Source organism: Sphaerisporangium rubeum, assembly GCF_014207705.1.
In the GTDB taxonomy this organism is placed as follows: Bacteria; Actinomycetota; Actinomycetes; order Streptosporangiales; family Streptosporangiaceae; genus Sphaerisporangium; species Sphaerisporangium rubeum.
Window position 1 is genome coordinate 72616 of record NZ_JACHIU010000001.1, and the last position, 22033, is coordinate 94648.

Annotated in this window: 27 protein-coding genes and 1 tRNA gene; 17 read left to right on the plus strand and 11 right to left on the minus strand. The window is 69.5% G+C overall.

Annotation, left to right across the window (positions count from 1 at the left end):
* Positions 1–78: 78 nt before the first annotated feature.
* Positions 79–1212 carry a mannosyltransferase family protein gene (locus BJ992_RS00335; protein WP_343072430.1) on the plus strand — a complete coding sequence of 378 codons (1134 nt, stop codon included), beginning with the start codon at positions 79–81 and terminating at the stop codon, positions 1210–1212.
* 6 nt (positions 1213–1218) lie between these two features.
* Here the strand turns inward: BJ992_RS00335 and BJ992_RS00340 are convergent, their stop codons facing one another.
* On the minus strand, positions 1219–1974 hold the full coding sequence (locus BJ992_RS00340; protein ID WP_221474622.1) for a deoxyribonuclease IV: 756 nt from the start codon (positions 1972–1974) through the stop codon (positions 1219–1221).
* Between the two features lie 99 nt (positions 1975–2073).
* Between BJ992_RS00340 and BJ992_RS00345 the strand changes: the two genes are divergently transcribed.
* Positions 2074–2259, plus strand: coding sequence for a hypothetical protein (locus tag BJ992_RS00345; RefSeq protein ID WP_184977951.1), 186 nt, complete (start codon positions 2074–2076; stop codon positions 2257–2259).
* A gap of 51 nt (positions 2260–2310) precedes the next feature.
* Here the strand turns inward: BJ992_RS00345 and BJ992_RS00350 are convergent, their stop codons facing one another.
* Positions 2311–2622 carry a hypothetical protein gene (locus BJ992_RS00350; protein WP_184977952.1) on the minus strand — a complete coding sequence of 104 codons (312 nt, stop codon included), beginning with the start codon at positions 2620–2622 and terminating at the stop codon, positions 2311–2313.
* 262 nt (positions 2623–2884) lie between these two features.
* Between BJ992_RS00350 and rpsF the strand changes: the two genes are divergently transcribed.
* The 4 genes from rpsF (at position 2885) to rplI (ending at position 4622) form a co-directional block, all read left to right on the plus strand.
* Positions 2885–3175 carry a 30S ribosomal protein S6 gene (gene rpsF, locus BJ992_RS00355; protein ID WP_184977953.1) on the plus strand — a complete coding sequence of 97 codons (291 nt, stop codon included), beginning with the start codon at positions 2885–2887 and terminating at the stop codon, positions 3173–3175.
* Between the two features lie 101 nt (positions 3176–3276).
* Positions 3277–3846, plus strand: a complete 570-nt coding sequence (locus BJ992_RS00360) for a single-stranded DNA-binding protein (RefSeq protein ID WP_184977954.1) — start codon at positions 3277–3279, stop codon at positions 3844–3846.
* 76 nt (positions 3847–3922) lie between these two features.
* Positions 3923–4159, plus strand: coding sequence for a 30S ribosomal protein S18 (gene rpsR / locus BJ992_RS00365; protein WP_061256131.1), 237 nt, complete (start codon positions 3923–3925; stop codon positions 4157–4159).
* A 16-nt stretch (positions 4160–4175) separates the two neighbouring features.
* A complete protein-coding gene (gene rplI, locus BJ992_RS00370; protein ID WP_184977955.1) occupies positions 4176–4622 on the plus strand; it encodes a 50S ribosomal protein L9 in 447 nt (148 codons plus the stop codon).
* An 89-nt stretch (positions 4623–4711) separates the two neighbouring features.
* Here rplI and BJ992_RS00375 read toward each other — a convergent pair whose 3' ends face one another.
* The gene (locus tag BJ992_RS00375; RefSeq protein WP_343072431.1) at positions 4712–6022 is read right to left on the minus strand and encodes an MATE family efflux transporter; all 1311 of its coding nucleotides are present in this window, start codon (positions 6020–6022) and stop codon (positions 4712–4714) included.
* Positions 6023–6326: 304 nt separating this feature from the next.
* On the opposite strand from BJ992_RS00375, the gene dnaB reads away from it, so the two are divergent.
* From dnaB to BJ992_RS00390, 3 genes are all read left to right on the plus strand, one after another.
* Complete coding sequence (dnaB, locus tag BJ992_RS00380; RefSeq protein ID WP_184977957.1) at positions 6327–8585, plus strand: replicative DNA helicase; 2259 nt, start codon at positions 6327–6329, stop codon at positions 8583–8585.
* A gap of 265 nt (positions 8586–8850) precedes the next feature.
* On the plus strand, positions 8851–9297 hold the full coding sequence (gene soxR / locus BJ992_RS00385; RefSeq protein WP_343072432.1) for a redox-sensitive transcriptional activator SoxR: 447 nt from the start codon (positions 8851–8853) through the stop codon (positions 9295–9297).
* Positions 9298–9303: 6 nt separating this feature from the next.
* On the plus strand, positions 9304–9531 hold the full coding sequence (locus BJ992_RS00390; protein ID WP_184977959.1) for a hypothetical protein: 228 nt from the start codon (positions 9304–9306) through the stop codon (positions 9529–9531).
* A gap of 54 nt (positions 9532–9585) precedes the next feature.
* On the opposite strand, the gene BJ992_RS00395 is transcribed toward BJ992_RS00390, so the two are convergent.
* Positions 9586–10398, minus strand: coding sequence for an ABC transporter permease (locus BJ992_RS00395; protein WP_246496481.1), 813 nt, complete (start codon positions 10396–10398; stop codon positions 9586–9588).
* A gap of 2 nt (positions 10399–10400) precedes the next feature.
* Positions 10401–11459 carry an ABC transporter ATP-binding protein gene (locus BJ992_RS00400; protein WP_184977960.1) on the minus strand — a complete coding sequence of 353 codons (1059 nt, stop codon included), beginning with the start codon at positions 11457–11459 and terminating at the stop codon, positions 10401–10403.
* A gap of 132 nt (positions 11460–11591) precedes the next feature.
* Here BJ992_RS00400 and BJ992_RS00405 point away from each other — a divergent pair, with 132 nt between their 5' ends.
* The 3 genes from BJ992_RS00405 to dnaN all read left to right on the plus strand — a co-directional run bounded on the left by BJ992_RS00405 (position 11592) and on the right by dnaN (position 14945).
* Positions 11592–13088 carry a histidine kinase gene (locus BJ992_RS00405; RefSeq protein WP_184977961.1) on the plus strand — a complete coding sequence of 499 codons (1497 nt, stop codon included), beginning with the start codon at positions 11592–11594 and terminating at the stop codon, positions 13086–13088.
* Positions 13085–13738 (plus strand): LuxR C-terminal-related transcriptional regulator, encoded by a 654-nt coding sequence (locus BJ992_RS00410; RefSeq protein ID WP_184977962.1) that lies wholly within the window; start codon positions 13085–13087, stop codon positions 13736–13738. The genes BJ992_RS00405 and BJ992_RS00410 overlap by 4 nt, the downstream gene beginning before the upstream one ends.
* 112 nt (positions 13739–13850) lie before the next feature.
* Positions 13851–14945, plus strand: a complete 1095-nt coding sequence (gene dnaN, locus BJ992_RS00415) for a DNA polymerase III subunit beta (protein ID WP_184977963.1) — start codon at positions 13851–13853, stop codon at positions 14943–14945.
* Between the two features lie 9 nt (positions 14946–14954).
* Here the strand turns inward: dnaN and BJ992_RS00420 are convergent, their stop codons facing one another.
* The 5 genes from BJ992_RS00420 to upp form a co-directional block, all read right to left on the minus strand.
* On the minus strand, positions 14955–15635 hold the full coding sequence (locus tag BJ992_RS00420; protein WP_184977964.1) for an FCD domain-containing protein: 681 nt from the start codon (positions 15633–15635) through the stop codon (positions 14955–14957).
* A 108-nt stretch (positions 15636–15743) separates the two neighbouring features.
* Complete coding sequence (locus BJ992_RS00425) at positions 15744–17081, minus strand: helix-turn-helix domain-containing protein (protein ID WP_184977965.1); 1338 nt, start codon at positions 17079–17081, stop codon at positions 15744–15746.
* Positions 17082–17214: 133 nt separating this feature from the next.
* Positions 17215–17742: a PH domain-containing protein gene (locus tag BJ992_RS00430; RefSeq protein WP_184977966.1), complete on the minus strand. Its 528-nt coding sequence runs from the start codon at positions 17740–17742 to the stop codon at positions 17215–17217.
* A 276-nt stretch (positions 17743–18018) separates the two neighbouring features.
* On the minus strand, positions 18019–18237 hold the full coding sequence (locus BJ992_RS00435) for a three-helix bundle dimerization domain-containing protein (protein WP_184977967.1): 219 nt from the start codon (positions 18235–18237) through the stop codon (positions 18019–18021).
* A 135-nt stretch (positions 18238–18372) separates the two neighbouring features.
* On the minus strand, positions 18373–19008 hold the full coding sequence (gene upp, locus BJ992_RS00440) for a uracil phosphoribosyltransferase (protein WP_184977968.1): 636 nt from the start codon (positions 19006–19008) through the stop codon (positions 18373–18375).
* Between the two features lie 176 nt (positions 19009–19184).
* Here upp and BJ992_RS00445 point away from each other — a divergent pair, with 176 nt between their 5' ends.
* The 4 genes from BJ992_RS00445 to BJ992_RS00460 all read left to right on the plus strand — a co-directional run bounded on the left by BJ992_RS00445 (position 19185) and on the right by BJ992_RS00460 (position 20839).
* Entirely contained in the window at positions 19185–19673 is a 489-nt protein-coding gene (locus BJ992_RS00445) for a tRNA adenosine deaminase-associated protein (protein ID WP_184977969.1), read from the plus strand.
* Between the two features lie 16 nt (positions 19674–19689).
* Entirely contained in the window at positions 19690–20181 is a 492-nt protein-coding gene (locus BJ992_RS00450; RefSeq protein ID WP_184977970.1) for a tRNA adenosine deaminase-associated protein, read from the plus strand.
* Positions 20182–20232: 51 nt separating this feature from the next.
* Positions 20233–20667 (plus strand): tRNA adenosine(34) deaminase TadA, encoded by a 435-nt coding sequence (tadA, locus tag BJ992_RS00455; protein WP_184987384.1) that lies wholly within the window; start codon positions 20233–20235, stop codon positions 20665–20667.
* Positions 20668–20749: 82 nt separating this feature from the next.
* Positions 20750–20839 (plus strand) — tRNA-Ser (locus BJ992_RS00460).
* A 62-nt stretch (positions 20840–20901) separates the two neighbouring features.
* Here the strand turns inward: BJ992_RS00460 and BJ992_RS00465 are convergent.
* Positions 20902–21423, minus strand: a complete 522-nt coding sequence (locus tag BJ992_RS00465; RefSeq protein WP_184977971.1) for a GNAT family N-acetyltransferase — start codon at positions 21421–21423, stop codon at positions 20902–20904.
* 301 nt (positions 21424–21724) lie between these two features.
* Here BJ992_RS00465 and BJ992_RS00470 point away from each other — a divergent pair, with 301 nt between their 5' ends.
* A complete protein-coding gene (locus BJ992_RS00470) occupies positions 21725–22003 on the plus strand; it encodes a hypothetical protein (RefSeq protein ID WP_184977972.1) in 279 nt (92 codons plus the stop codon).
* Positions 22004–22033: the final 30 nt, after the last annotated feature.

The following is a 22033-nucleotide window of genomic DNA, read 5'->3' on the forward strand; positions in this document are numbered from 1 at the left end:
GCTGATCAAGAATGTCCCGTCCCGTCAGTCGCCGTAAATCTGATCGAGAGTCCGGGATGACCGCCTATTCTCCTCTACGTGCAGACGTCCCCCCAGGAGACCGAGGCCGTAGCCGACGCGCGGCCTTCGGCCCGTGACACATACGCCGCCACGGTGGGACTGTGGACGCTGTCGCGGGCCGGTATCGTCCTCACCGCGATCGTGTGGATCGGTGTGCTCGCGCAGGACAAGGACAGCTCGTTCCTGGAGCGGTGGCTGCACTGGGACGCCAAACTCCTGGTGGACATCGCGAAGTTCGGGTACGACGGCGACCCCGCGGCCCCGCCGGACGCGGGCCTGCCGGCCTTCTTCCCCGGCATGCCGCTGGCCCTGCGGCTGGTGCACTTGATCATCCCGGACTGGTCACTCGCGGGACTGCTGATCTCGTTCGTCGCGGGGGCCGTGGCCATGGTGGCCCTGGCGCGGCTCGGCGAGCTGGAGGGCCCGCCGGGAACCGGCCGGCTGGCCGTCGTGATGCTCCTGCTGTGCCCCACCGCGGTGTTCCTTTTCGCCGGGTACAGCGAGGCGCTGTTCCTCGGGTTCGCGATCCCCGCGTGGCTGGCCGCGCGGCGCGGCAACTGGATGGCCGCGGGGCTGCTCGCCGCCGGAGCGTCGGGGGCCCGTATCACCGGTCTGTTCCTGGCGCTCGCCCTGATCGTCGAGTTCGTGATGCGCAGGCAGCCGGCGCGCAAGGCGCCGTGGCTGCTGGTGCCGTTCCTGCCGCTGGTGGCGTACTCGGCCTACCAGTACAGCCGTTCGGGTGACTGGCTCGCCTGGCAGCACGCGCAGCAGGCGGGCTGGGGCCGCGAGATGTCGTGGCCGTGGGAGTCGTTCTGGACGACGTGGCAGATGGCCTCCGGCGACGGGCAGTTCGCCTGGCCGTTCCGCATGGAGATCGCGGGAGCGCTGCTCGGGGTCGCGGCCCTCCTGTGGCTGCTGATCCGGCGGCGCTGGAGCGAGTTCCTGTACGTCGCATTGCAGCTCGGCGCGCTGGTGCTCTCGGCGTACTACCTGTCGATCCCCCGGTCGGCGCTGCTGTGGTGGCCGGTGTGGATCCTGCTCGCTCAGGCGGCGGTCAGGCGGAAGCCGGTGCTGTGGACGTACGCGCTGCTCGCGGGGCCGTTGATGGTGCTGAACGTGCTGACGTTCCTCAGCGGGGCCTGGGCCGGCTGACGCCAGTCACAGGTGCTCGCGCAGGAAGGCGATGTCGGCCGCCTGGCCGTCCGCCGGGGTCTCCACGACCACCGGCGCTCCGGCGGCGCGGCACACCGCGAGGATGAGCTCGGGGTCGATCGAGCCCTTGCCGAGGTTGGCGTGGCGGTCGGCGCCGGAGTCGAACGCGTCGCGTGAGTCGTTGCAGTGGACCAGGTCGATGCGGCCGGTGATGGCCTTCACCCGGTCCACCAGGCCGATCAGCTCCTCGCCGCCGGCGTGCGCGTGGCAGGTGTCCAGGCAGAAACCGACGTCGAAGCCGTCCAGAGCGTCCCACAGCCTGGCGATGCGCTCCAGGCGGCGCGCCATGGCGTTGTCGCCGCCCGCGGTGTTCTCGATCAGGACGGGGACGGGCTGCTCCAGCCGCTCGAACACCTTGCGCCAGTTGTCGAAGCCGGTCTGCGGGTCGTCGGTCTTGCCGACATGGCCGCCGTGCACGATCAGGCCCTTGGCGCCGATCGACGCCGCGGCCTGGAGCTGGGACGCGAGCAGCTTGCGGCTCGGGATGCGGATGCGGTTGTTGGCGGTCGCGACGTTGATGACGTACGGCGCGTGGACGTAGACCTCGACGTCGGAGGCGCGCAACGCGTCGGCGCTCGCCGGGATCACCGGGCCCTTCCAGCCCTGCGGGTCGCCGAGGAAGAACTGGACCACCTCGGCGTCACGGGCCGCGGCGTGGGCCAGCGGGTCGTCCTGGTCGACGTGAGCTCCGATACGCACCATGCGGTGCAGCCTAGCCGTTTCGGGGGGCGATGCAGGGGCAGTGGAGCGCCGCGTTGGTACGCCAAGAGACCCGCGTACCGTGACATATAGGAGACAAAAGTGGCCTACTACCGCCGCGGGGTCAGTCTTTTAGGGCTGATCTACATCCTGATCGGCATTTACGTGGCTTGGGTTCACGACTACATCACCCCCGCTCTGCTCAGGCAGATCGCGCAGGCGCTTCTCGCGGTTTTCCTGTGGTTCCTGATCCTTCTCGGCGTCGACCTGCACATCGGTGGCAAATGACGGCGCTGCGGCTCCCCGGCGGGGCGTGTTCGACAGCGCCCCGCCTGTCACCTAGAAGAGGAAGCCTCCGTGGTAGATGCCGAGAGCGGCTCCCACGAAGGACATGATGATGGCCACGATGTTGACCGACCGTTCCTCGGTCGTGGCCGAGACGTACTGCGCGTAGAGCCCGATCGGGAAGCCGAGCACGCCGGCCCATGACGCGGCGGCGTGCGCCGGGGTGACGAGCCCGCAGACCAGGGCCACGAGGCCGAGACCGAGCGCGGTCAGGGTGAGTGCGTTCTCCAGCGGATGCCTGCGGCCGTCGGAGTTGAGGGTCAGCTTCGGGGTCTTGAGTCGCAGCGGGCCTATGGTGTGCGGCATGCCGGCCGCCTCCTTCCTCCCTTTTGTCGTTCACTGTCTCTTCTCGGCATGACGTTCCCGGTTCGCTCTCGCCGTACGCACCTGAGCGTCGCCGGGTGGTGGCGGGTCGCTGGTAGACTCGTCCGAGCTACGTCGGCAAGTTGTGCGCGTGTCGTCACCGCGCGATCACCGCACCGCCTCCGAAGGCGGGGCGACGACGTCAGCGTCCTCCTGTCACGGCATGGTGTCGTGACCGCAGAGTCCAGAGGAGGTTGGAAGTCCTATGCGCCGTTACGAGCTCATGGTCATCCTCGACCCGTCCCTCGACGAGCGCACGGTCGCTCCCTCGCTCGACCAGTTCCTCACGGTGGTGCGCAACGACGGCGGCACCGTGGAGAAGGTCGACGTCTGGGGACGTCGCCGTCTCGCGTACGACATCATCAAGAAGTCCGAGGGCATCTACGCCGTCATCGACGTCACCGCCGCGCCGGCGACCGTCAAGGAGCTCGACCGTCAGCTCAACCTGAACGAAGGCATCCTGCGGACCAAGGTGCTGCGTCCCGACGTGCACTGAGCCGCGCCGCCGGTGCGGCCGAAGCCCGGTTTTTGTCGGACGATGGCCGTACTCTGGGCGCGATAGCAGCGCAGATTCACCCACGAAGGCGAGAGCGACCGATGGCAGCAGGCGACACCACCCTTACCATCGTCGGCAACCTTGTCGACGACCCCGAGCTGCGTTTCACCCCTTCGGGGCAGGCCGTGGCCCGGTTCCGCATCGCGTCCACTCCTCGGTTCATGGACCGCCAGACCAACGAGTGGAAGGACGGCGAGAGCCTCTTCCTGACCTGCAACGTCTGGCGCCAGGCGGCGGAGAACGTCGCCGAGAGCCTTCAGCGTGGCATGCGGGTCATCGTCCAGGGGCGGCTGCGCCAGCGGTCGTACGAGACCAAGGAAGGCGAGAAGCGCACCGTCTACGAGGTCGAGGTCGACGAGGTCGGCCCGTCCCTGCGTAACGCCACCTGCAAGGTCAACAAGACCTCGCGTCAGGGTGGCGGCGGCGGTGGCGGCGGCTTCGGCGGGTCCGACGACCCGTGGGCCTCGGCCACGCCGGCGCCGTCCGGTGGCGGCTTCGGCGGCGGTGGCGGCGGCTACGGCGGCGGCTCGCAGGGTGGTGGCGGCTACAACCAGGGTGGCGGCTTCGGCGGCTCCCAGGGTGGCGACCTCAGCGACGAACCGCCTTTCTGATCCACGTTCCATCCACATCCAGTAACCGATATCGACCATTCCCGCGTGAGCGGGGCTCTTCAGGAGGAGCACCACGATGGCGAAGCCGGCACTGCGCAAGCCGAAGAAAAAGGTTTGCCTGTTCTGCCACGACAAGATCTCCTACGTCGACTACAAGGACACGGCGCTGCTGCGGAAGTTCATCTCCGACCGTGGCAAGATCCGTGCGCGCCGGGTGACGGGCAACTGCACCCAGCACCAGCGTGACGTGGCGACCGCGATCAAGAACGCTCGTGAGATGGCCCTGCTGCCGTACACGAGCACGGCGCGCTGACGGGAGGCCGGAAGACATGAAGCTCATTCTGACCACCGAGGTCACGGGCCTCGGCGCCCCGGGTGATGTCGTCGAGGTCAAGGACGGCTACGGCCGTAACTACCTCATCCCCCGTGGGTACGCGCTGCTGTGGACCCGCGGCGGCGAGAAGCAGATCCAGTCGATCAAGAAGGCCCGCTCGGCCCGCGAGATCCGTGACCTGGACACCGCCAAGGAGGTCGCGGGTCGCCTCGGCAACCTGCGGGTGACGCTGCGCACCCGGGCCGGCGACTCCGGCCGGCTGTTCGGCTCGGTGACCACCGGCGACATCGCCGACGCGGTGAAGGCCGCGGGTGGCCCCTCGCTGGACCGCCGCCGCATCGAGATCAACAACGCGATCAAGAGCGTCGGCTCCCACCGGGTGTCCGTCCGCCTCCACCCGGAGGTCTCCGCCAGCCTCGACGTCGAGGTCCTCGGCTCCTGAGCTCGGCTCTCGCCGTCCCGCGGTGAGAAACGCTCGGCCCGCGACCCCTTTCCGGCCCCGCCGGTGAGGGGTCGCGGCATGTCCGCCTCTCAAGCGCCGGTGACGAGCCAGGCGTGGCCGTTGGCCCTGAGGGACAGGGTGCACGCTCTGGCGGCCATCCACAGTGCCAGAGCGGCCCAAAGGGCCACGAGTCCGCCGCCGAGGTGGGTGACGAGGTAGGCGGCCGGCAGGTACACGACGGTGGTGGCGGCCGAGGCCCAGGCCAGGTAGCGGCGGTCACCCGCGCCGATGAGCACGCCGTCGAGCACGAACACCAGCCCGGCCAGAGGTTGCAGCAGCGCCACCAGCCACAACACCGAAACCAGGTGTTCGGCCACGGCGGGCTCCGCGCCGAACAGGTGCGGGATGACCGGTGCGAGCGGCAGGATGAGCAGGCCGAGCACCACGCCGTACCCGATACCCCAGATCACCATGGTGCGGGTCGCGGCCCTGGTGCGGCGCACGTCCCCCGCGCCGAGCGCGTGCCCGGTGATGGCCTGGCCGGCGATCGCGATGGCGTCGAGGGCGAACGCCGTCAGGGTCCAGATCTGGGTGGCGATGGCGTGCGCCGCGAGCGGTGCGTCACCCATGCGGGTGGCGGCGCCGGTGGCGACGAGCAGCACGATCCGCATGCAGACGGTCCGGATCAGCAGCGCGATGCCGGCCGTCCCGCTGGCCCGGATCCCGGCGAGGTCGGGCCGTACCGGCACGCGGTGCCGTCGCGCGGCCCGGACCACGGTCGCGAGGTAGACGGCCGCTCCGGCGGTCTGCGCGAGCACCGTGCCCCAGGCCGACCCGGCGATGCCCCAGCCGAACCCGAGCACGAAGACGGCGTTCAGCACGGCGTTCAGCGTGAAGGAGCCGATGGACACGGTCAGGGTCGTGACGGTGTCGCGCAACCCGCGCAGCACGCCGGTGCCGGCGAGGATGACGAGCATGGCGGGGGTGCCGATGAGGCTGATCCGCAGATAGGTGACGGCCTGACCGGCGACGTCCGGGGTGGCGCCGAACAGTTCGACCATCCATGGAGCGAGCGGCCAGCACACCGCGATCAGGACGGCGCCGATGGTGATGGCCAGCCACAGGCCGTCCACACCTTGTTTCACGGCGCGTGGCAGGTCGCCGGCCCCCGCCTGGCGGGCCACCGCGGCCGTGGTGCCGTAGGCGAGGAAGACGCAGATGTTCACCAGGGTCGTGATCGCCGCGCCGGCGATGCCGAGCGCGCCGAGCGCGGTGGTGCCGAGACGGCCTACGATCGCGTAGTCGGCGAGGATGAACAGGGGTTCGGCGATCAGCGCGCCGAACGCGGGGACGGCGAGGCGGAGGATCTCTCGGCCGTCCGCACGCGATGTAAGGGCCACTAGGTTATTTTGCCCCTTACGTCTGCGTGGTCCGCACCCGGGGTGGGCCATCGGCGGCGTGTCGGGCCGACTTTCTTTTCTCCACAGCCGGTGGATACGGTTTCCGCTGCTCAGTATGGGTTGTGCACAACGGCCTCTGAGTTATCCACAGAGTTGTCCCCAGCTCACCCACACCCTGAGGCGAGAAGTCCACACGTTATCCACAGCCTTGTCTACAGGACACGTTGCCGGTTCTCGCGGAAAGGGCCAAACTGTCACCCCGGCCACCTCGGGGGTGCCGGTGGGTTCAAGGAGGGGCGCCGGGATGAGCAGCGAGATCGCCCCGTCGTTCGAAACACCGTTCGAGCGCACACCACCCGCCAACATCGAGGCCGAGCAGTCGGTCCTCGGCGGCATGCTGCTGTCCAAGGACGCCATCGCCGACGTGGTCGAGGTGGTGCGCTCCGACGACTTCTACCGGCCGGCCCACCAGATCATCTACGACGCCATCCTCGACCTGTACGGCCGCGGCGAGCCCGCGGACGCCGTGACGGTCTTCGGTGAGCTGTCCAAACGCGGCGAGATAGCCAGGGTCGGCGGCGGCGCGTACGTGCACACCCTCACCGCCGTCGTCCCCACCGCGGCCAACGCCGGCTACTACGCCAAGATCGTGCGGGAGCAGGCGATCCTGCGGCGGCTCATCGAGGCCGGCACCCGCATCGTGTCCTACGGTTACGGCGGTCAGAACGAAGAGGTCGACGAGCTGGTCGACCGTGCGCAGGCCGAGATCTACGCGGTGACCGAGCGGCGCACCAGCGAGGACTACCGGCCGCTGTCGGAGATCATGCCGGGAGCGCTGGACGAGATCGAGGCCATCGGCAGCCGCAGCGGCCAGATGGTCGGGGTCCCCACCGGCTTCCAGGACCTCGACGCGCTGATGAACGGCCTGCATCCCGGCCAGATGATCGTGGTCGCCGCACGTCCCGCCATCGGCAAGGCACTGGCCCTCGACACCCCGCTGCCGACCCCCGGCGGCTGGACGACGATGGGGGAGGTCACCCCCGGCGACCTGCTCATCGGCGCCGACGGCCGCCCCACCCGCGTCGTGGCCGCCACCGGCGTACTGCACGGCCGTCCCTGTCACGAGGTGGAGTTCGACGACGGCACCGTCATCGTCGCCGACGCGCTCCACCAGTGGCGCGTCACCGTCCCGGCGCTCGTCCCACTTCCTCGTGGTGCCGTTTCGGTCGCGTCCGGCGCCGCTGCCGTACCCGTGCTCACCCCCGAGCAGGCCGGTCCTTCTCGGATCGAGCCCGGTGACGTGCACACCGGCGAGTTCGGCCCCGGCCTCACGCTCCCCGCTGTGCGGTCCGCCGCGCGCTCCGTCGTCCTCACCACGGACCAGATCGCCGCCGTCCTGCCAGGACGCGACGTTCTCGTCGAGCCGGCCGCGCCGTTCGTGCTGCCGGCTCAGGACCTGCCTGAGCCGGCCTCAGCGCTCGCGGCACGGTTCGGCTCGCTGAAGCGTGTCCCCCGTGCCTACCTTCGCGGCTCCGAGACCCAGCGGCGGGAACTGCTCGCGGCTCTGTGCGCCGTCGCGGGACGGCGGGACGGCGATGTGGTCGAGCTGGACTTCGAGCGGCCCGGCCTCGCCGAGGACGTACACGAGCTCGCACTGAGCCTCGGTGCCACCGCCACGCTGCGGACCCTGGCCGTGCACGGCGTCTCGGCACCCCGACAGGCGGTGTGCCTCACGGTGGCCGAGGTCACGGGGGAGTCGCGGCGAGTCCGGCGGGTGGTGGCGGTGCGGCCGGTGCCGTCCCGGCCGGTCCGCTGCGTCGAGGTGGACAACGCCGACCACATGTACCTCGCGGGACGGTCCTGCGTGCCGACGCACAACAGCACGCTCGGCCTGGACTTCGCGCGGTCCGCCGCCATCAGGCACCACATGACGACGGTGGTGTTCTCGCTGGAGATGTCCCGCAACGAGATCACCATGCGCCTGCTGTCCGCCGAGGCTCGTGTCGCGCTGCACAGCATGCGCGCCGGCACCATGAACGACGACGACTGGACCCGGCTCGCGCGCCGCATGAGCGAGGTCGCCGAGGCCCCTCTGTTCATCGACGACTCCCCCAACATGTCGATGATGGAGATCCGCGCCAAGTGCCGCCGGCTCAAACAGCGCCACGACCTGCGTTTCGTCATCGTCGACTACCTCCAGCTGATGAGCTCGCCGAAGAAGACCGAGAGCCGTCAGCAGGAGGTCTCCGAGATCTCCCGTGCGCTCAAGCTCCTCGCCAAGGAGCTGGAGGTCCCGGTCATCGCCATCTCCCAGCTCAACCGCGGCCCCGAGCAACGCACCGACAAGCGACCCCAGGTGTCGGACCTACGCGAATCCGGCAGCATCGAGCAGGACGCGGACGTCGTGATCCTCCTGCACCGCGAGGACGCCTACGAGCGCGAGTCACCACGTGCCGGGGAGGCCGACCTCATCGTGGCCAAGCACCGTAACGGCCCCACGGCGACGGTGACGGTCGCCTTCCAGGGCCATTACAGCCGCTTCGTGGACATGGCGCCGCACTGATCAGTCGTCCGGCGCCTCCCACCGCGCTCGCCGGTCCCGGTTGACGGCGTCTCATCGTTCTTTCAGGGTGGTGAGCCGTCTGGCCGGCGACGCCGGCTACCACGACCAGTCACACATGACCGCGGAGTTCCGCGAAGTCGTGCACGTAACTCCGACGATGTTCGCCGCCGGCCGGCTCCCGGCCGTTCCCTGCTGACACGACCCCTCCTCCGTATCGTCCTTGAGTATGGTTGAGGTCCGCGAACGGTGATCGGTGGGTGCGCGCGTGAACGGGATCAGCTTCGAGCTCACCGTGGGGGAGTTGGCGGCGCGTAGCGGTGTGGCGGTGTCCGCGTTGCACTTCTACGAGCGGCAGGGACTGATCAGCAGCCGTCGGACGGCGGGTAACCAGCGGCGGTACCGCCGGGACATGCTGCGGCGGGTGGCGCTGATCCGTATGGCGCAACGGGTGGGCATCCCCCTGGCGGACATAGCGGCAGTGCTCGCCACCTTCCCGCCGGATCATGTGCCGACCCGCGCCGACTGGCGGCGCATGTCGGAGGTGTGGCGGGACGAACTGGACCAGCGCATCCGCCGCCTTCAGCAGATAAGGGATGACTTCAGCGACTGCATCGGCTGCGGCTGCATGTCCCTGGACCGCTGCCCCTTGATCAACCCCGGCGACGACCTGGGCCGCCAGGGGCCCGGCCCCCGCCGCCTCATCGGCGACTGACCCCCCATGTCCCACGCCTCCGGCTCCCGGAGTTTCGCGAACGGGCCGACCACGTCACCGACATGTCGGCTGCGCCGCCGGTACGCCGCCGGTACGCCGCCGGTACGCCGCCGGTACGCCGCCGGTACGCCGCCGGTACGCCGCCGGTACGCCGCCGGTACGCCGCCGGTACGCCGCCGGTACGCCGCCGGTACGCCGCCGGTGGGCCGGTACGCCGGCGGTGCCGCGAGGTGACCGCGGGTGACCTGGACGTGATCCGGGTCATCCGCGGCCGGGGTCGCGGGCAGGTCATTCCCAGCGGAACAGGCGGGCCGCCGCGACGCTCGCCAGCAGGAGCCAGGCGGCGAGCACGGCCAGGTGGAGCGGTTCAGGCGTCGTACCGGCCCAGGCGTCGCGCAACGTCTGGCCGAAGGCGCCGGTGGGGGTGAAGCCGCTGATCTGGCGCAGGACCTCGGGCATCGTCTCCCTCGGGACCCACATGCCGCCGAGGAACAGCAGGGGGAACATCACCAGAGCGCCGACGCCGCCGGCCGCGCGGCTTCCCGGCACCACGGCGGCGAGCAGCAGCCCGATGGCGAACATCGCGCAGACGCCGAGCACGAACGACACCACGAACCAGCCGAGCTGGACCGGGATCCGTGAGCCGAGCAGCAGACGGCCCACGACGATGGTCAGCGTGGCCGCGACCACGGCGGACGCCAGGTTGATCACGAGCTGCACCCCGAGCAGCCGGGAAGGTGGGAGAGGGGTGACCGACAACCTGCGCAGGATGCCACGCTCGCGGTACGTGGCGAGTGCCGCGGGGATCGCGCTGAAAGCCGACGCCGCGACCGACAAGATGATCATCATGGCGGGCAGTTGAGTGTCCACGACCCGCTGGCCCCCGAAATCCGGCAGCGGGACGCGAAAGTCGGGGATCGTCAGGCCGAGCCCCAGCAACAACCCGAGAGGCAGGACAAGCGTGACGAACGTCGTCATCGGCTCCCGCAGATAGATCAGCGTCTCGGTCAGCAGCAACATGCGCGTGCCCCCCACGCGCCGCCGCCGACCGACCGGCTCCGAGCCCTCCGCGGTCGCGGAGGACCTGACCGGTGTGGCCATGCTCATCTCTCCTCCAGAGTGCTGTCGCCTTGCGCGCCGGCGCTGCCGTGTGCGTCTTGGACCATCGGCCTCTTGCCCCCGGGCTCCGTGCCGCGGGTGGCACCGGCGCCTGGGTCGGCCGTGCCGCGTGTGTCCCTGGTCGTCGACCTCTCGTCGGTCTGGTGGGGGGTGTGTCCTGTCAGGGCCAGGAAGGCGTCGTCCAGGGTCGCGCGGTCCATCGTGAAGTCCCTTGGCGCGATGTGATGGGCCGCGAGTGCGGTGACCACCGACAGCAGGAGGTCGCCTGTGCCGGTCACGGTGAAGCGGTCACCCTCCACGCCGACGGTCACCGCCTCGGGAAGCGATCGCAGGACGGGACCGGCCTCCGGTGACGCGCGGAAGCGCAGCCGGTGGCTGCCGTCCACCCTGGCGATCAGGCCTTCGGGGGTGTCGACGGCGGCCACCCGTCCGCCGTCCAGGACCGCGACGCGGTCGCAGAGCCGCTCGGCCTCCTCCATGAAATGGGTGACCAACAGGATCGTGACGCCGCGTGCCTTGACCTGCTCGATGAGCTCCCACGTCTCTCTGCGCGCCTTGGGGTCCAGGCCGGTCGTGAGCTCGTCCAGGATCGCCACTCGTGGCGCGCCGACGAGGGCCAGCGCGATGGACAGACGCTGGCGCTGGCCGCCGGACAGCTTGGCGAACGCCGTGTGCTGTCTGGAGCCGAGGCCGACCTCTTCCATCAGGGTGCGCCAGTCGGCGGGATGCTCGTAGAAGGACGCATAAAGGCGCAGTGCCTCGCCGACCCTCAGCTTGTCCGGCAGCGTGCAGTCCTGGAGCTGCACGCCGAGGGTGCGGCGCAGCTCCGCCTGGTCCGCACGCGGGTCGAGGCCCGCGACGCTGACGGTGCCGGCGTCCGGCACCCGCAGGCCCGCGACGCACTCGACCGTCGTGGTCTTGCCCGCGCCGTTGCGGCCGACGATGCCGAACACCTCGCCTTCGGCGACGCCGAACGAGACGTCGTCGACCGCCGTCCGCCCCCCGTACCGCTTGCGCAGGCCGGTGATCTCGATGATGTCCATGGCATCGACGGTAGAAGCGGGGCCACCGCGGCCGGAATGCGCTTGCGTCCCCGGTGGGGGTGTACCTGGATACACCCCCACCGGGGGGCCACGTCCAATGACCTCGCGGTGCCGGTGCCGCACACTGGGGCTATGGTTCTTCGCACGTTCGCCGGGCTCGGCCGCAGCATGGTGCTGGTGATGCTCGCGCTCGCCAACCTCGTGGTGGTGGTGCCGGCTCTGGCACTCCTGCTGCTGACCTTCGGGCTCGGGCTGGTGTTCCTCTTCCCGACCAGCGTGCGGATGGTCCGCTCGCGTGCGGGTCAGGCACGTGCGATGGCGAAGTCGTGGTCGGGGAACGGCGTCGCGTCGCCGTACCGTCCGGCACCGCCGCCGCCTCTGCCGGACCGCGACGGGTGGTACCGGGAAGGACCGCTGCGCTACCGGACGTCTCTCGTCCCGCGATTCAACCGTGAGTTCACCTGGATGGTCGGCGACCCGGCGACCTGGCGCGACTACGCATGGCTGGTGTGCGACCCTGTGGTGGGTCTCACGATCGCGGCGGCGCCGCTGCTGATGCTCGCCGGTGGTGTCGCGCTCATCGCCACGCTCGGCCTGACGCAGGTCGTCATCGGCCTTCTCCTGCTCGCCTTGGTGCCGTGGGTGGCCGTCAACACTCCTGAGCTGCACGCACGGTGGACCCGCGTGTTGCTGCGGCCCACGGTGCGGGCCCGTCTTGACCGTCAGCTGCGTCATCTGGACCGGTCACGCACCGAGGTGGTGGACGCGCAGGCGACGGAGTTGCGGCGCATCGAGCGTGACCTGCACGACGGCGCGCAGGCGCGTCTCGTGGCCATCGGCATGACCCTCGGCGCGGCCGAGGAACTGGTCGAGAGCGACCCCGCCGCCGCCAAGGCCCTCATCGCCAAGGTGCGTGAGGCGTCCGCCGCCTCCCTCACGGAGCTGCGGCAGCTCGTGCGGGGCATCCATCCGCCGGTGCTCGCCGAGCGCGGTCTCGGTGACGCCGTGCGGGCTCTCGCGCTGGACAGTTCGCTCGACATCACGGTGGCGGTCGATCTGCCGCGCCGGCCGGAGGCACCCGTCGAGTCGGCCGCGTACTTCGTGATCAGTGAACTCGTGGCCAACGCGGGCCGGCACTCCGGCGCGCGATCGGTCACCGTGGACATCAGTCACCGCGGCCCCGCTCTGCGTGTCACCGTCATCGACGACGGCCACGGCGGCGCCGACCCGGCGAAGGGCAGCGGGTTGCGCGGCATCGAACGCCGGCTGGCCGCCTTCGACGGTGTGCTCGCGATGCGCAGCCCCGCAGGCGGGCCCACCATGGCGACGGTCGAGATCCCGCGGGCCTTCCCAGGCGAGCCGTGCGAGGCGCTGCCGGTGTGGCGGCGCCGCCTGATGAACCTCTCGTGGGGGCTGTTCTGGCTGCCATTGTTCCCGCAGGGCCTGGCCGCGGCCGGGCTGAAGATCTTCGGGGTGCCGGAGCGCAGCTGGTTCCTCGCGCTGTACATGCCGGAGCCGCTGCAGTGGCCGGTGATCATCGGCATGATCTCCCTCGGGCTGGTTATGGTGGGTTTCGGCATGCAGAGCCTGCGCATGGCGAAACGAGCGGAGCTGGGAACGATCACGTGAGAGTCGTCATCGCGGAAGACCTGTTCCTGCTGAGGGACGGCCTGGTCAACCTGCTCACGGCCCACGGATTCGAGATCGTCGCGGCGGTGGAGTCCGGGCCGGAGCTGCTGAAGGCCCTGCTGGTCGAGCGGCCCGAGGTGGCCGTGGTGGACGTGCGCCTGCCGCCGACGTTCACCGACGAGGGACTGCAGGCGGCACTCGCGGCCCGGCGGAAGATCCCCGGCCTGCCGGTGCTGGTGCTTTCCCAGCATGTGGAGCAGCTCTACGCTCGCGAGTTGCTGGCCGACGGCACCGGCGGTGTCGGCTACCTGCTGAAGGACCGCGTCTTCAACGCCGGCCAGTTCGTGGACGCCGTGCGCCGCGTGGCGGGGGGCGGCACCGCCATGGACCCCGACGTCATCGCACGGCTCCTCGCCAGCAACGCGCGCGACGAGCCCCTGGGCCGGCTCACCTCTCGCGAGCGCGAAGTGCTGGGACTCATGGCCGAGGGCCGTTCCAACGCCGCCATCGCGCAGCGGCTGTTCCTCAGCGAGAGCGCCGTCGCCAAGCACACCGCCGCCATCTTCACCAAGCTCGACCTCGCCGTCTCCGACGACGACAACCGCCGTGTCCTCGCCGTCCTCACCTATCTGAACGGCACAAGGAAGTAGCCGGGGTCGTCGTGCCGGAGGCGAACTCGCAGTGAGTTGCCGCTTGGACGTCAATTGTCTGTGTCGCGCGTTACCTTTGCGGTGACGGACGTTCCGGAGGGGATGAATCAGCGTGAAGTTCCAGGTGGACCGAGATGTGCTGGCCGACGCGGTGGCGTGGTGTGCGCGGTCGCTGCCGGGGCGGCCGGCGGTGCCGGTGTTGTCGGGGATCATGCTGGAGGCGTCGGACGGCGGGGTGACGCTGTCGGTGTTCGACTACGACGTCTCGGCAAGGGCCTTCGTCGAGGCGGACGTCGCCGAGCCCGGCACGGCGGTGATTCCGGGGCGGGTGCTGGCCGAGATCACCAAGAGCCTTCCCGGTGAGCCGGTCGAGATCGTCACCGCCGGCGGCGAGGCGGTGCTCACCTGTGGCAGCACGGAGTTCGGCCTGCTCACCCTGCCGGTGGACGATTTCCCGACGCTCCCGGCGATGCCACCGGCGGCCGGGTCCGTCGGCGGCGGTGTGTTCGCCGCGGCCGTCGGACAGGTCGCCGTCGCGGCCAGCAGGGACAATTCGCTGCCGATGCTCACCGGTGTGCGGGTGGACGTGGACGACGTCGACGTCTCGCTGGCGGCCACCGACCGTTACCGCATCGCGGCCAGGGACTTCCTGTGGCACCCGGAGACGTCCGGTCAGCGGCTGTCGGCCATGGTTCCCGCGCGCGTGATCGCCGATGTGGCCCGTTCCCTGCGGGCCGGCGAGGTGACCGTCGGGTTCGGCGACGGCATCGCCGGGTTCGAGTGCGCGGGTCGTTCGACCACCGTGCGCCTGATGGACGAGCAGTTCATCGACTACCGTTCCAGGCTCAGCGACGAGTGGCCCATCACGGCCGTGCTGAAGGTCGCGCCGTTCGTGGAGGCAGTCAAGCGGGTGGCCCTCGTCGCCGAGCGCCACACCCCGGTCCGGCTGTCGTTCACCAGAAGCCAGGTGCTGGTCCAGGCCGGCGGCGGCGACATCGGCCGCGGCGCCGAGGCGCTCCCCGCCGAGCTCGACGGCGAGGAGCTCCAGATCGCCTTCCAGCCGCACTTCCTGCTGGACGGCCTCGCCGGCGTCGAGACCGAGGACGTGCGGCTCAACATGGCGTCCCCGACGCGGCCGGTCCTCGTCACCGACCACGACGACGATCCGGCGTTCCGCTACCTGGTCATGTCCCTGCGGCTCGCCTGAGGCGCGGGCCTAGTCCTGCTCTCCCTCGGTGAGGGCGATGGCGATGTGCTCCATGCAGGCGTGCCCGGCGCGCTCGGCCGCGGCCGCGTCGCCGTCGGCGATGGCGCGTGCGATGGCGTCGTGCGGGATGTGGCCCGCGAGCGGTGCGCCGGCCGCGGCGATGCTGGCGCGCAGAGCGGTGGAGAAGTCCTTGTAGAGGTCGATGAGCACCCGGTTGTGGGTGGCCTCGACCACGGCGATGTGGAAGGCCAGGTCCGCCTCGACGAACGTGTCGGTGTCGGCGGCCATCCAGGCCTGGTCGCGGCGCTTCAGGGCCGCCTCGATGAGCTCGATGTCACCCTCGGTGCGGCGCACCGCGGCGAGCTTGGCCGCCTCGATCTCCAGTGCGCGGCGCACCTCGAGGATCTCCATGTGCTCGGCCGCGCGCAGGCGGCGCGCCATCGCCCCCGACAGCTCGCTGGTGGCCCGGACGTACGTGCCGTCGCCCTGGCGGCATTCCAGCAGACCCGCGTGGGTGAGGGCGCGCACCGCCTCTCTGACGGTGTTGCGCCCGACTCCGAGCTGCTCGGCGAGCACCGTCTCGGTCGGGATCTTGGCATGCATCTGCCAGGACCCCGAGGTGATCTGATCCTTCAGCTGCTCGATCACCTGATCGACGAGGGAAGCCCGCTGTGCCGTACGCAGACTCACAGTCTGCCTCCTCCGAGGTAACCAATCATCCCACGAGTCAATGATTGGTTGACCTTAGTTATTCCCGTGCCTCAGCGCCAAATCCGAGAAAGCGCGGGAGATGGAGGCCTACCTGGCGAACACCGCCGCTGTCACGACACCGGCGACGGTCGACCTCACTCCGACCGCTTCGAGTGCCCTACGATACGCTCGCGCCTGCTGATCACGATGACCGGCCCTTCCCCACAGATCGCCGAGCTCACGCCAGACCCGGGCGACCTCGCGGTCGCGGACCGTTCCTGTCGTGGGGGCGGCGGTCAGCAGGGCCACGGCCTGCCGCAGGCTGGACGCGGGGTCGCCGTCGGACCGTGCCAACGCCGCCTCGGCCTGCACCAGGTGCGCCGTGGCGGAGACGGCCACCGGGCCGTCCGCCAGCAACGTGAGCGCGCGGCCCGCGAGGCGGGACGCGTCGACGTGGTCGCCGGACTTCAACCTGAGCCTGGCCAGCACGATGAGGCTGCGGCCGTGCTCCGCCGCGGCGGCGGGCAGTGCCGAGAAGACCTCGCTCGCACCCGAGACCAGACGGTCGAACTCGTCGGCCTGGACGTTGCCCTGGGCCGCCGACAGCTCGGCCCAGCGCGTGGCCACCTGGGCCATGCGGGTGGCGATCCTGGCGGGACGGCCGGCGGCGAGCGCGTCGTCGGCGAACCGCACGGCGAGCGCGGAATCCTCACCCTCCGCGGCGGACACGCTGGCCTGCCACAGGGAGAGGATCTCGGTGGTGCGGTCGTCGGGGACCGGCACGCCGGTCGAGGCGAGCACCTGCTCGACGTACGACAGGCCGATCTCGGCCTCCGCGAGCGCGGCGGCGAGGTCGACGGCCACGTCACCGTGGACGAGGGGGAGCCGCGTGACCTGCTCCAGCGCCTGCGTGCCGAGGTCACGCGCACGCAGGACGTCACCCGCTCTCTGGTAGCAGCGGCACAGCGCCACGGTCAGCGGAAGGTCGGCCAGGCGCTCGGGGTGCGCGGCGGCCTCACGGCGGAGCCGCTCGTACGCCTCGACGGCGCTGCCGATCTTGCCCTGTGCCTCCAGCGCGCGAGCGCGGCCGAGCCGTGCGTGCGCCGCGAGGAGCGCGTTGTCCTCACCGGCGGCGCGGACGATCTCGCCGAAGCGCTCGGCGGCCAGCGCGGGGTCGCCGTGGTTGAGCTCCAACTCGGCATGGCGCAACCCGAGCTCGGTGTCGATCCGCTGGCGCGGCTCGATCCCGTGCAGGAGGAACTCGGTGGTGCACCCGAGCCGCTCGGCGAGCAGACGGGCCACGACCGGCGTCGGCGTGCGCTTGCCGGACTCGATGAGAGAGACATAACTGTCGGATAGGTCGGGTCCAGCCAACTGGGCCTGAGACATACGCCTGCTCAGCCGCAATCCGCGGACGCGGTCACCGATGGTTCCCTGACTCGGCATGTGATCTCTTAGGGCGAGGATTTGGTCAATGGTTCCGCCATGATGGCACGAAGGAGCCGAATCGGGTATACCCACGTCAAGAATCCCGAGGGAGAGCCATGTCTCACACCTCGGGATTCCGGACGAATCATCACTAATCGTCGTCGTTTGAACCCGGAAAGAGCATCTGGCAGACCTCCAGGTACAGAGTCTCCGGATAGGGGATGTAGGGGACCGTCGACAGCGCCTGGTCCTGGCCGGCCGACTCCAGCACGAACTCGCCGTACCCGAGCATGCGACCGAGCAGCGACCGCTGGAAGCTCATGTCGGTGACCTTGCCGAGGGGCATCATGTCGACCCGCCGCGTGATGAGACCTCTGGTCAGCAACATGCGCTTGGAGGTCACCACGAAGTAGTCGACCGACCACTCCGCTACCTTCCACACGAAGCGGATCAATAAGAGCAGCCAGGCCCACCAGACGATCACCAACGCCTGCGAGCCGGAACTCTCACCGAGCCACTTGCTGAGGAGCCCCGCCAGGATCAAGCCGCCGAAGACCTCGGCGACCGGCCGTAACAGCACCGCCGGATGGCGGCGTACCATGATGACCTGGTGCTCTTGGGGGAGAAGGTAACGGTTGACCGACGCCGGAGCAGAGTCCCCGTGGGTCACCAGCCTCATGTCAGCTTCGTGAAGAATAGAGCCAGCGAATCCGCGGCATTCACCACAGTGTCCATTGCTCCCTTGACCGCGCTGGCTGCGTCAGCCGGTCTGGTGAACAGGTAGAAAGCCACAAACGCTATGGCTGCGTACGTTAGAACCTTCTTGACCTGCACTGCCGCCTCCGATTAACCACTCACCCACTGCACCCACCGTATAGATTACCCAGCCACATGGCCGGGTAAAGCGCATCCTGACCCACCAGTCTTGCTTGAGGGGTGAGGATGCCGGTCCGCGTCACCCTTGATCGGTGGCGATCACGGCCAGCACCTGCAGGTGCTTGCGCGCGATGCGCTCCACCAAGCCCGGGTAGGCGTACCCGGTGACCTCCATCGCACCGTGGTGAGCCGCTTCGATGCAGCGGGTCACGGTCGCGGCGGGATGAACCCCGGCGAACTCCATCGTGAGCACGGACTCGACCTGTGCGTAGGTCTCGCCGTCCGGGTGATGGTCCATAGTTCTCCAAGGCGTGCCTCCCCGGCCGCGAGGCCGGAGACACGGATCACTGTCTTCGTCACTATGAGTACCCAGTGAGAGACGCGATGTAACAACCCGTATGGCAAGCTGCGGGAGAACGAAGGAAAAAGGGTTTCAGACGGACCCGTAAAGGCGGTCCCCGGCGTCCCCGAGGCCCGGCACGATGTAGCCGTTCTCGTTCAGCCGCTCGTCCAGCGACGCGGTGACCACACGCACCGGGGCGAAGTCGGCCAGGGCCTTCTCCATGTACGCGAGGCCCTCCGGCGCCGCGAGCAGGCAGATGGCCGTCACGTCCTCCGCGCCGCGCTCGAACAGCAGCCGGATCGCGGCGGCCAGCGTGCCGCCGGTGGCCAGCATGGGGTCGAGCACGTAGCACTGGCGGCCGGAGATGTCCTCGGGGAGCCGCGTCGCGTACGTCTGCGCCTTCAGTGTGCCCTCGTCGCGGATCATGCCGAGGAAGCCCACCTCGGCGGTCGGCAGCAGGCGGGTCATGCCGTCGAGCATGCCGAGACCGGCCCGCAGGATCGGCACCACCAGCGGCGCGGGACGGGCCAGCCGTACACCGTCGGCGGGGGCGACCGGGGTGTTCACGGTGGTCTCCACGACCCTGACGTCACGTGTCGCCTCGTACGCGAGTAGCGTGACGAGCTCGTCGGCGAGCCGGCGGAACGTCGGGGAGTCCGTTCGCTCGTCACGCAGCGCGGTCAGCTTGTGCGCGACGAGCGGATGATCGACGACGAGGGTCTTCATGGCTGCCAAGGTATCCTCTGTGACCCGATGAATGGTACAAGCGGGCCGGTAACGACCATCATGCGCACCCGAGGCCTGACCACTCGTTTTTGATCACAATTTGCCGGAGCGCCGTACGAGGGCCTAGTGATTCTGGGAGCATTGCCAACTGTGAGAACCGCGTCGGTGGAGTGAAGATGACAGACGTAGACGCTCTTGACTTCGCCATCGTGGTCTACCGTGAGGATGACCAGTGGGAAGCCGAGATGCTGCCCGTGGGCCTCACCGAGGACCTCCACGGCCTTGTTCACGCGCTCAGGCAGCAGCCGAGCATGGGTGCCACGATTGGCCTCGTCGCGGTGGGGGATGACTTCTTCGTGGCATTACGGGTCTTCGGCGAGCGCGTCGACGTCTTCCTCTCCGACATCACCGCGTCCTGGGACTGGCCACTGGCCCAACAGGTTCTTGAGTTCCTCGACGTACCCGTGCCCGAGGAGGAAGAACTCGACATGGTGCTCCCCGCGGGAGACCTGTCGATCTTCGCCGATCTCGGCCTGGACGAGATGGAGCTCGGCGCTCTGTCCGGCGATCTCGAACTGCTGCCCGACGAGGTGCTTTCCAGCATCGCCGCCCGGCTGGGCTTCTCCCAGCCTTTCGAACGTGCCGTCGACTCAGCCCTAGGCTGACCTCGGAGCCCCGATCATGCCCTCGAGACCTTCACGTGGTTCTCTGTTCGCCGCCGCTTTCGTCCGTGTCCCCGACGGGTGGAGCGGTGCCGAGATCGACCTCGGCACCGCCGAGATCGCCGACGACCTCGGGGACGCCGTCCAGGAGGTCCTCGGCCTCAGTGGGGACGAACTCGTCCTCCTGTGTGTCGAGGTCGAGGACGAATGGTTCGCCATCGCCCGCTACGAGGACGAGACGGACCCGAGGGCGTTCGTGTCGGACGCGCACGCCGCGGCCGGCGACCCTCTGGGTGAGCTGTTCAACGAGCTGGCCGGGGTGCTCGTGCCGGACAAGGAGGCCGATCTCGGCGTCCGGCCCGCAGGCGACTTCGAGTTGTTGAGCGACCTCGGGCTGTCCCCTGAGGAACTTCTGGAGCTGGCTATGGAGGAAGGCGTCCTCCCGGCCGACACTCTCTCGGTGATCGCCGAGAAGCTCTCCTTCGCCGACGAGCTCGACCGCCTGCGTTAGGGCAGGACCGAAATTCCGGTGAGCACGACGGCGACCGGGTTCGAGGAGCCCATGCGGCGGGCTCTCGCGCAGGCGGCACTCGCGGCCGTACGCGACGAGGTCCCGGTGGGTGCGGTCGTCGTGGGCCCGTCGGGGGAGGTCCTCGCCGAGGCCGGCAACGATCGTGAGGGCACGGCCGATCCGACCGCGCACGCCGAGGTGCTGGCGCTGCGCGCCGCGGCACGCTCGCTCGGCGGGTGGCGCCTGTCCGGCTGCACGCTCGTGGTGACACTGGAGCCCTGCACGATGTGCGCGGGGGCCGCGGTGCTCTCCCGGGTGGACCGCGTGGTGTACGGCGCGGTGGACGAGAAGGCGGGGGCCGTCGGCTCCCTGTGGGACGTGGTGCGCGACCGGCGTCTCAACCACCGTCCCGAGGTGATCGCCGGTGTGCTCGCCGCCGAGTGCGCTTCCCTCCTGCGGGACTTCTTCGCCGAGCGACGCGGCTGAATCACCGTATTCTTCGCTTTTTTCTACAGGCCGGACATAGGTCGTGCGCGAAGCGGGGGGCGGATCCGGTAGGCTGCTCGGCGGTGGAGTCGCCTAGTGGCCGAGGGCGCACGCCTCGAAAGCGTGTGATGGGGCAACCTATCCGTGGGTTCAAATCCCACCTCCACCGCCAGCGACGAAGGGCCTCGAGACCGGGCGCGACCGGTTCACGAGGCCCTTCGTCGTCTCATCTGGTCACAGGTCCTGGAACGGTGCGGCGTAGGTGAAGGGGCCACGCAGGTCCGGGGTATGGGTCGTGAGCGTGCGGGCCTGGAAGTGCGGGGCCCAGGCGGGGACCGGCGGTGTGACGCCGAGGTCGGCCGCGGGGCGGAAGCCGAAGCGCGGGTAATAGTCCTGGTGGCCGAGCAGTACGACCAGGGGCTCGCCGAGCGCGTCCGCCGCTCCGAGCACCGCGTGCATGAGCGCGTGGCCGGTGCCTTCGCGCTGCCGTGCGGGGAGCACGCCGAGCGGGCCGAGCCCGAGCACGGGCCGGGTGCCCACATGGGCCCGCGTGCACACGACGTGGCCGATCACCGTCCCGTCCGGGTCTTGCGCGACCAGGGACAGTTCGGGGAGCCACGCGTCGCAGGCGCGCAGCGCGTCCACCAGTCCGGCCTCCGGCGGGACCGTGTCCGGAGCGTACGCGGCGGCGAAGGCGGCGAGGTGGACGGCATGGATCTCGGGGACGTCGGCGGGGGTCTCTCGTCGTACCAGCACCGGGCAAGGCTTTCCAGGAGAGGACGGCGGCGTCAAGCGAATTAGCGCTCCGCGCGTTCCCTCTCCGCGTCCGGTGAATGCCCTTTGGAACGAAGAATTTCCGACGCACGCCGCGACCAAGGCTTTGCCGCGGCCAAGCCCTTCGTTGGATTCGCCCGCCTTAAGGTGATATTGGACATTTCCGCACCGTTTTCACGTCATACTGAGAATGGTGCGCCGAGCGCCCGGTAAATCCCGTGGCCGACCACTCGATTCGGAGTGATCTCCTATGCTCAGACACACTCTCGCCGCAGGCGCACTGGTGGCCTCCGCCCTGGTGATCCCAGGTGCGCTGGCGCTCAACGCCGCCGCGGCCTCCACCACGAGCCCGTCCGCCACCGCGGTCTCCTATGTTTCTGAAGCCGTTCCGCAGGCTCCCTGTCGCAACGGTCGCTGCAAGAGCAGCGGCCACAAGAACAAGAAGCACAAGAGGCACCACAGCGGAAAGCACAAGAAGCACAGCGCCAAACACAAGAAACACGGCAGCGGGCACCACAAAAAGCACAGCGGTGGTAAACACAAGAAACGCGGCGGTCGCTGATCGCCGGTCGCGGGCACCGATGCTCCGTCG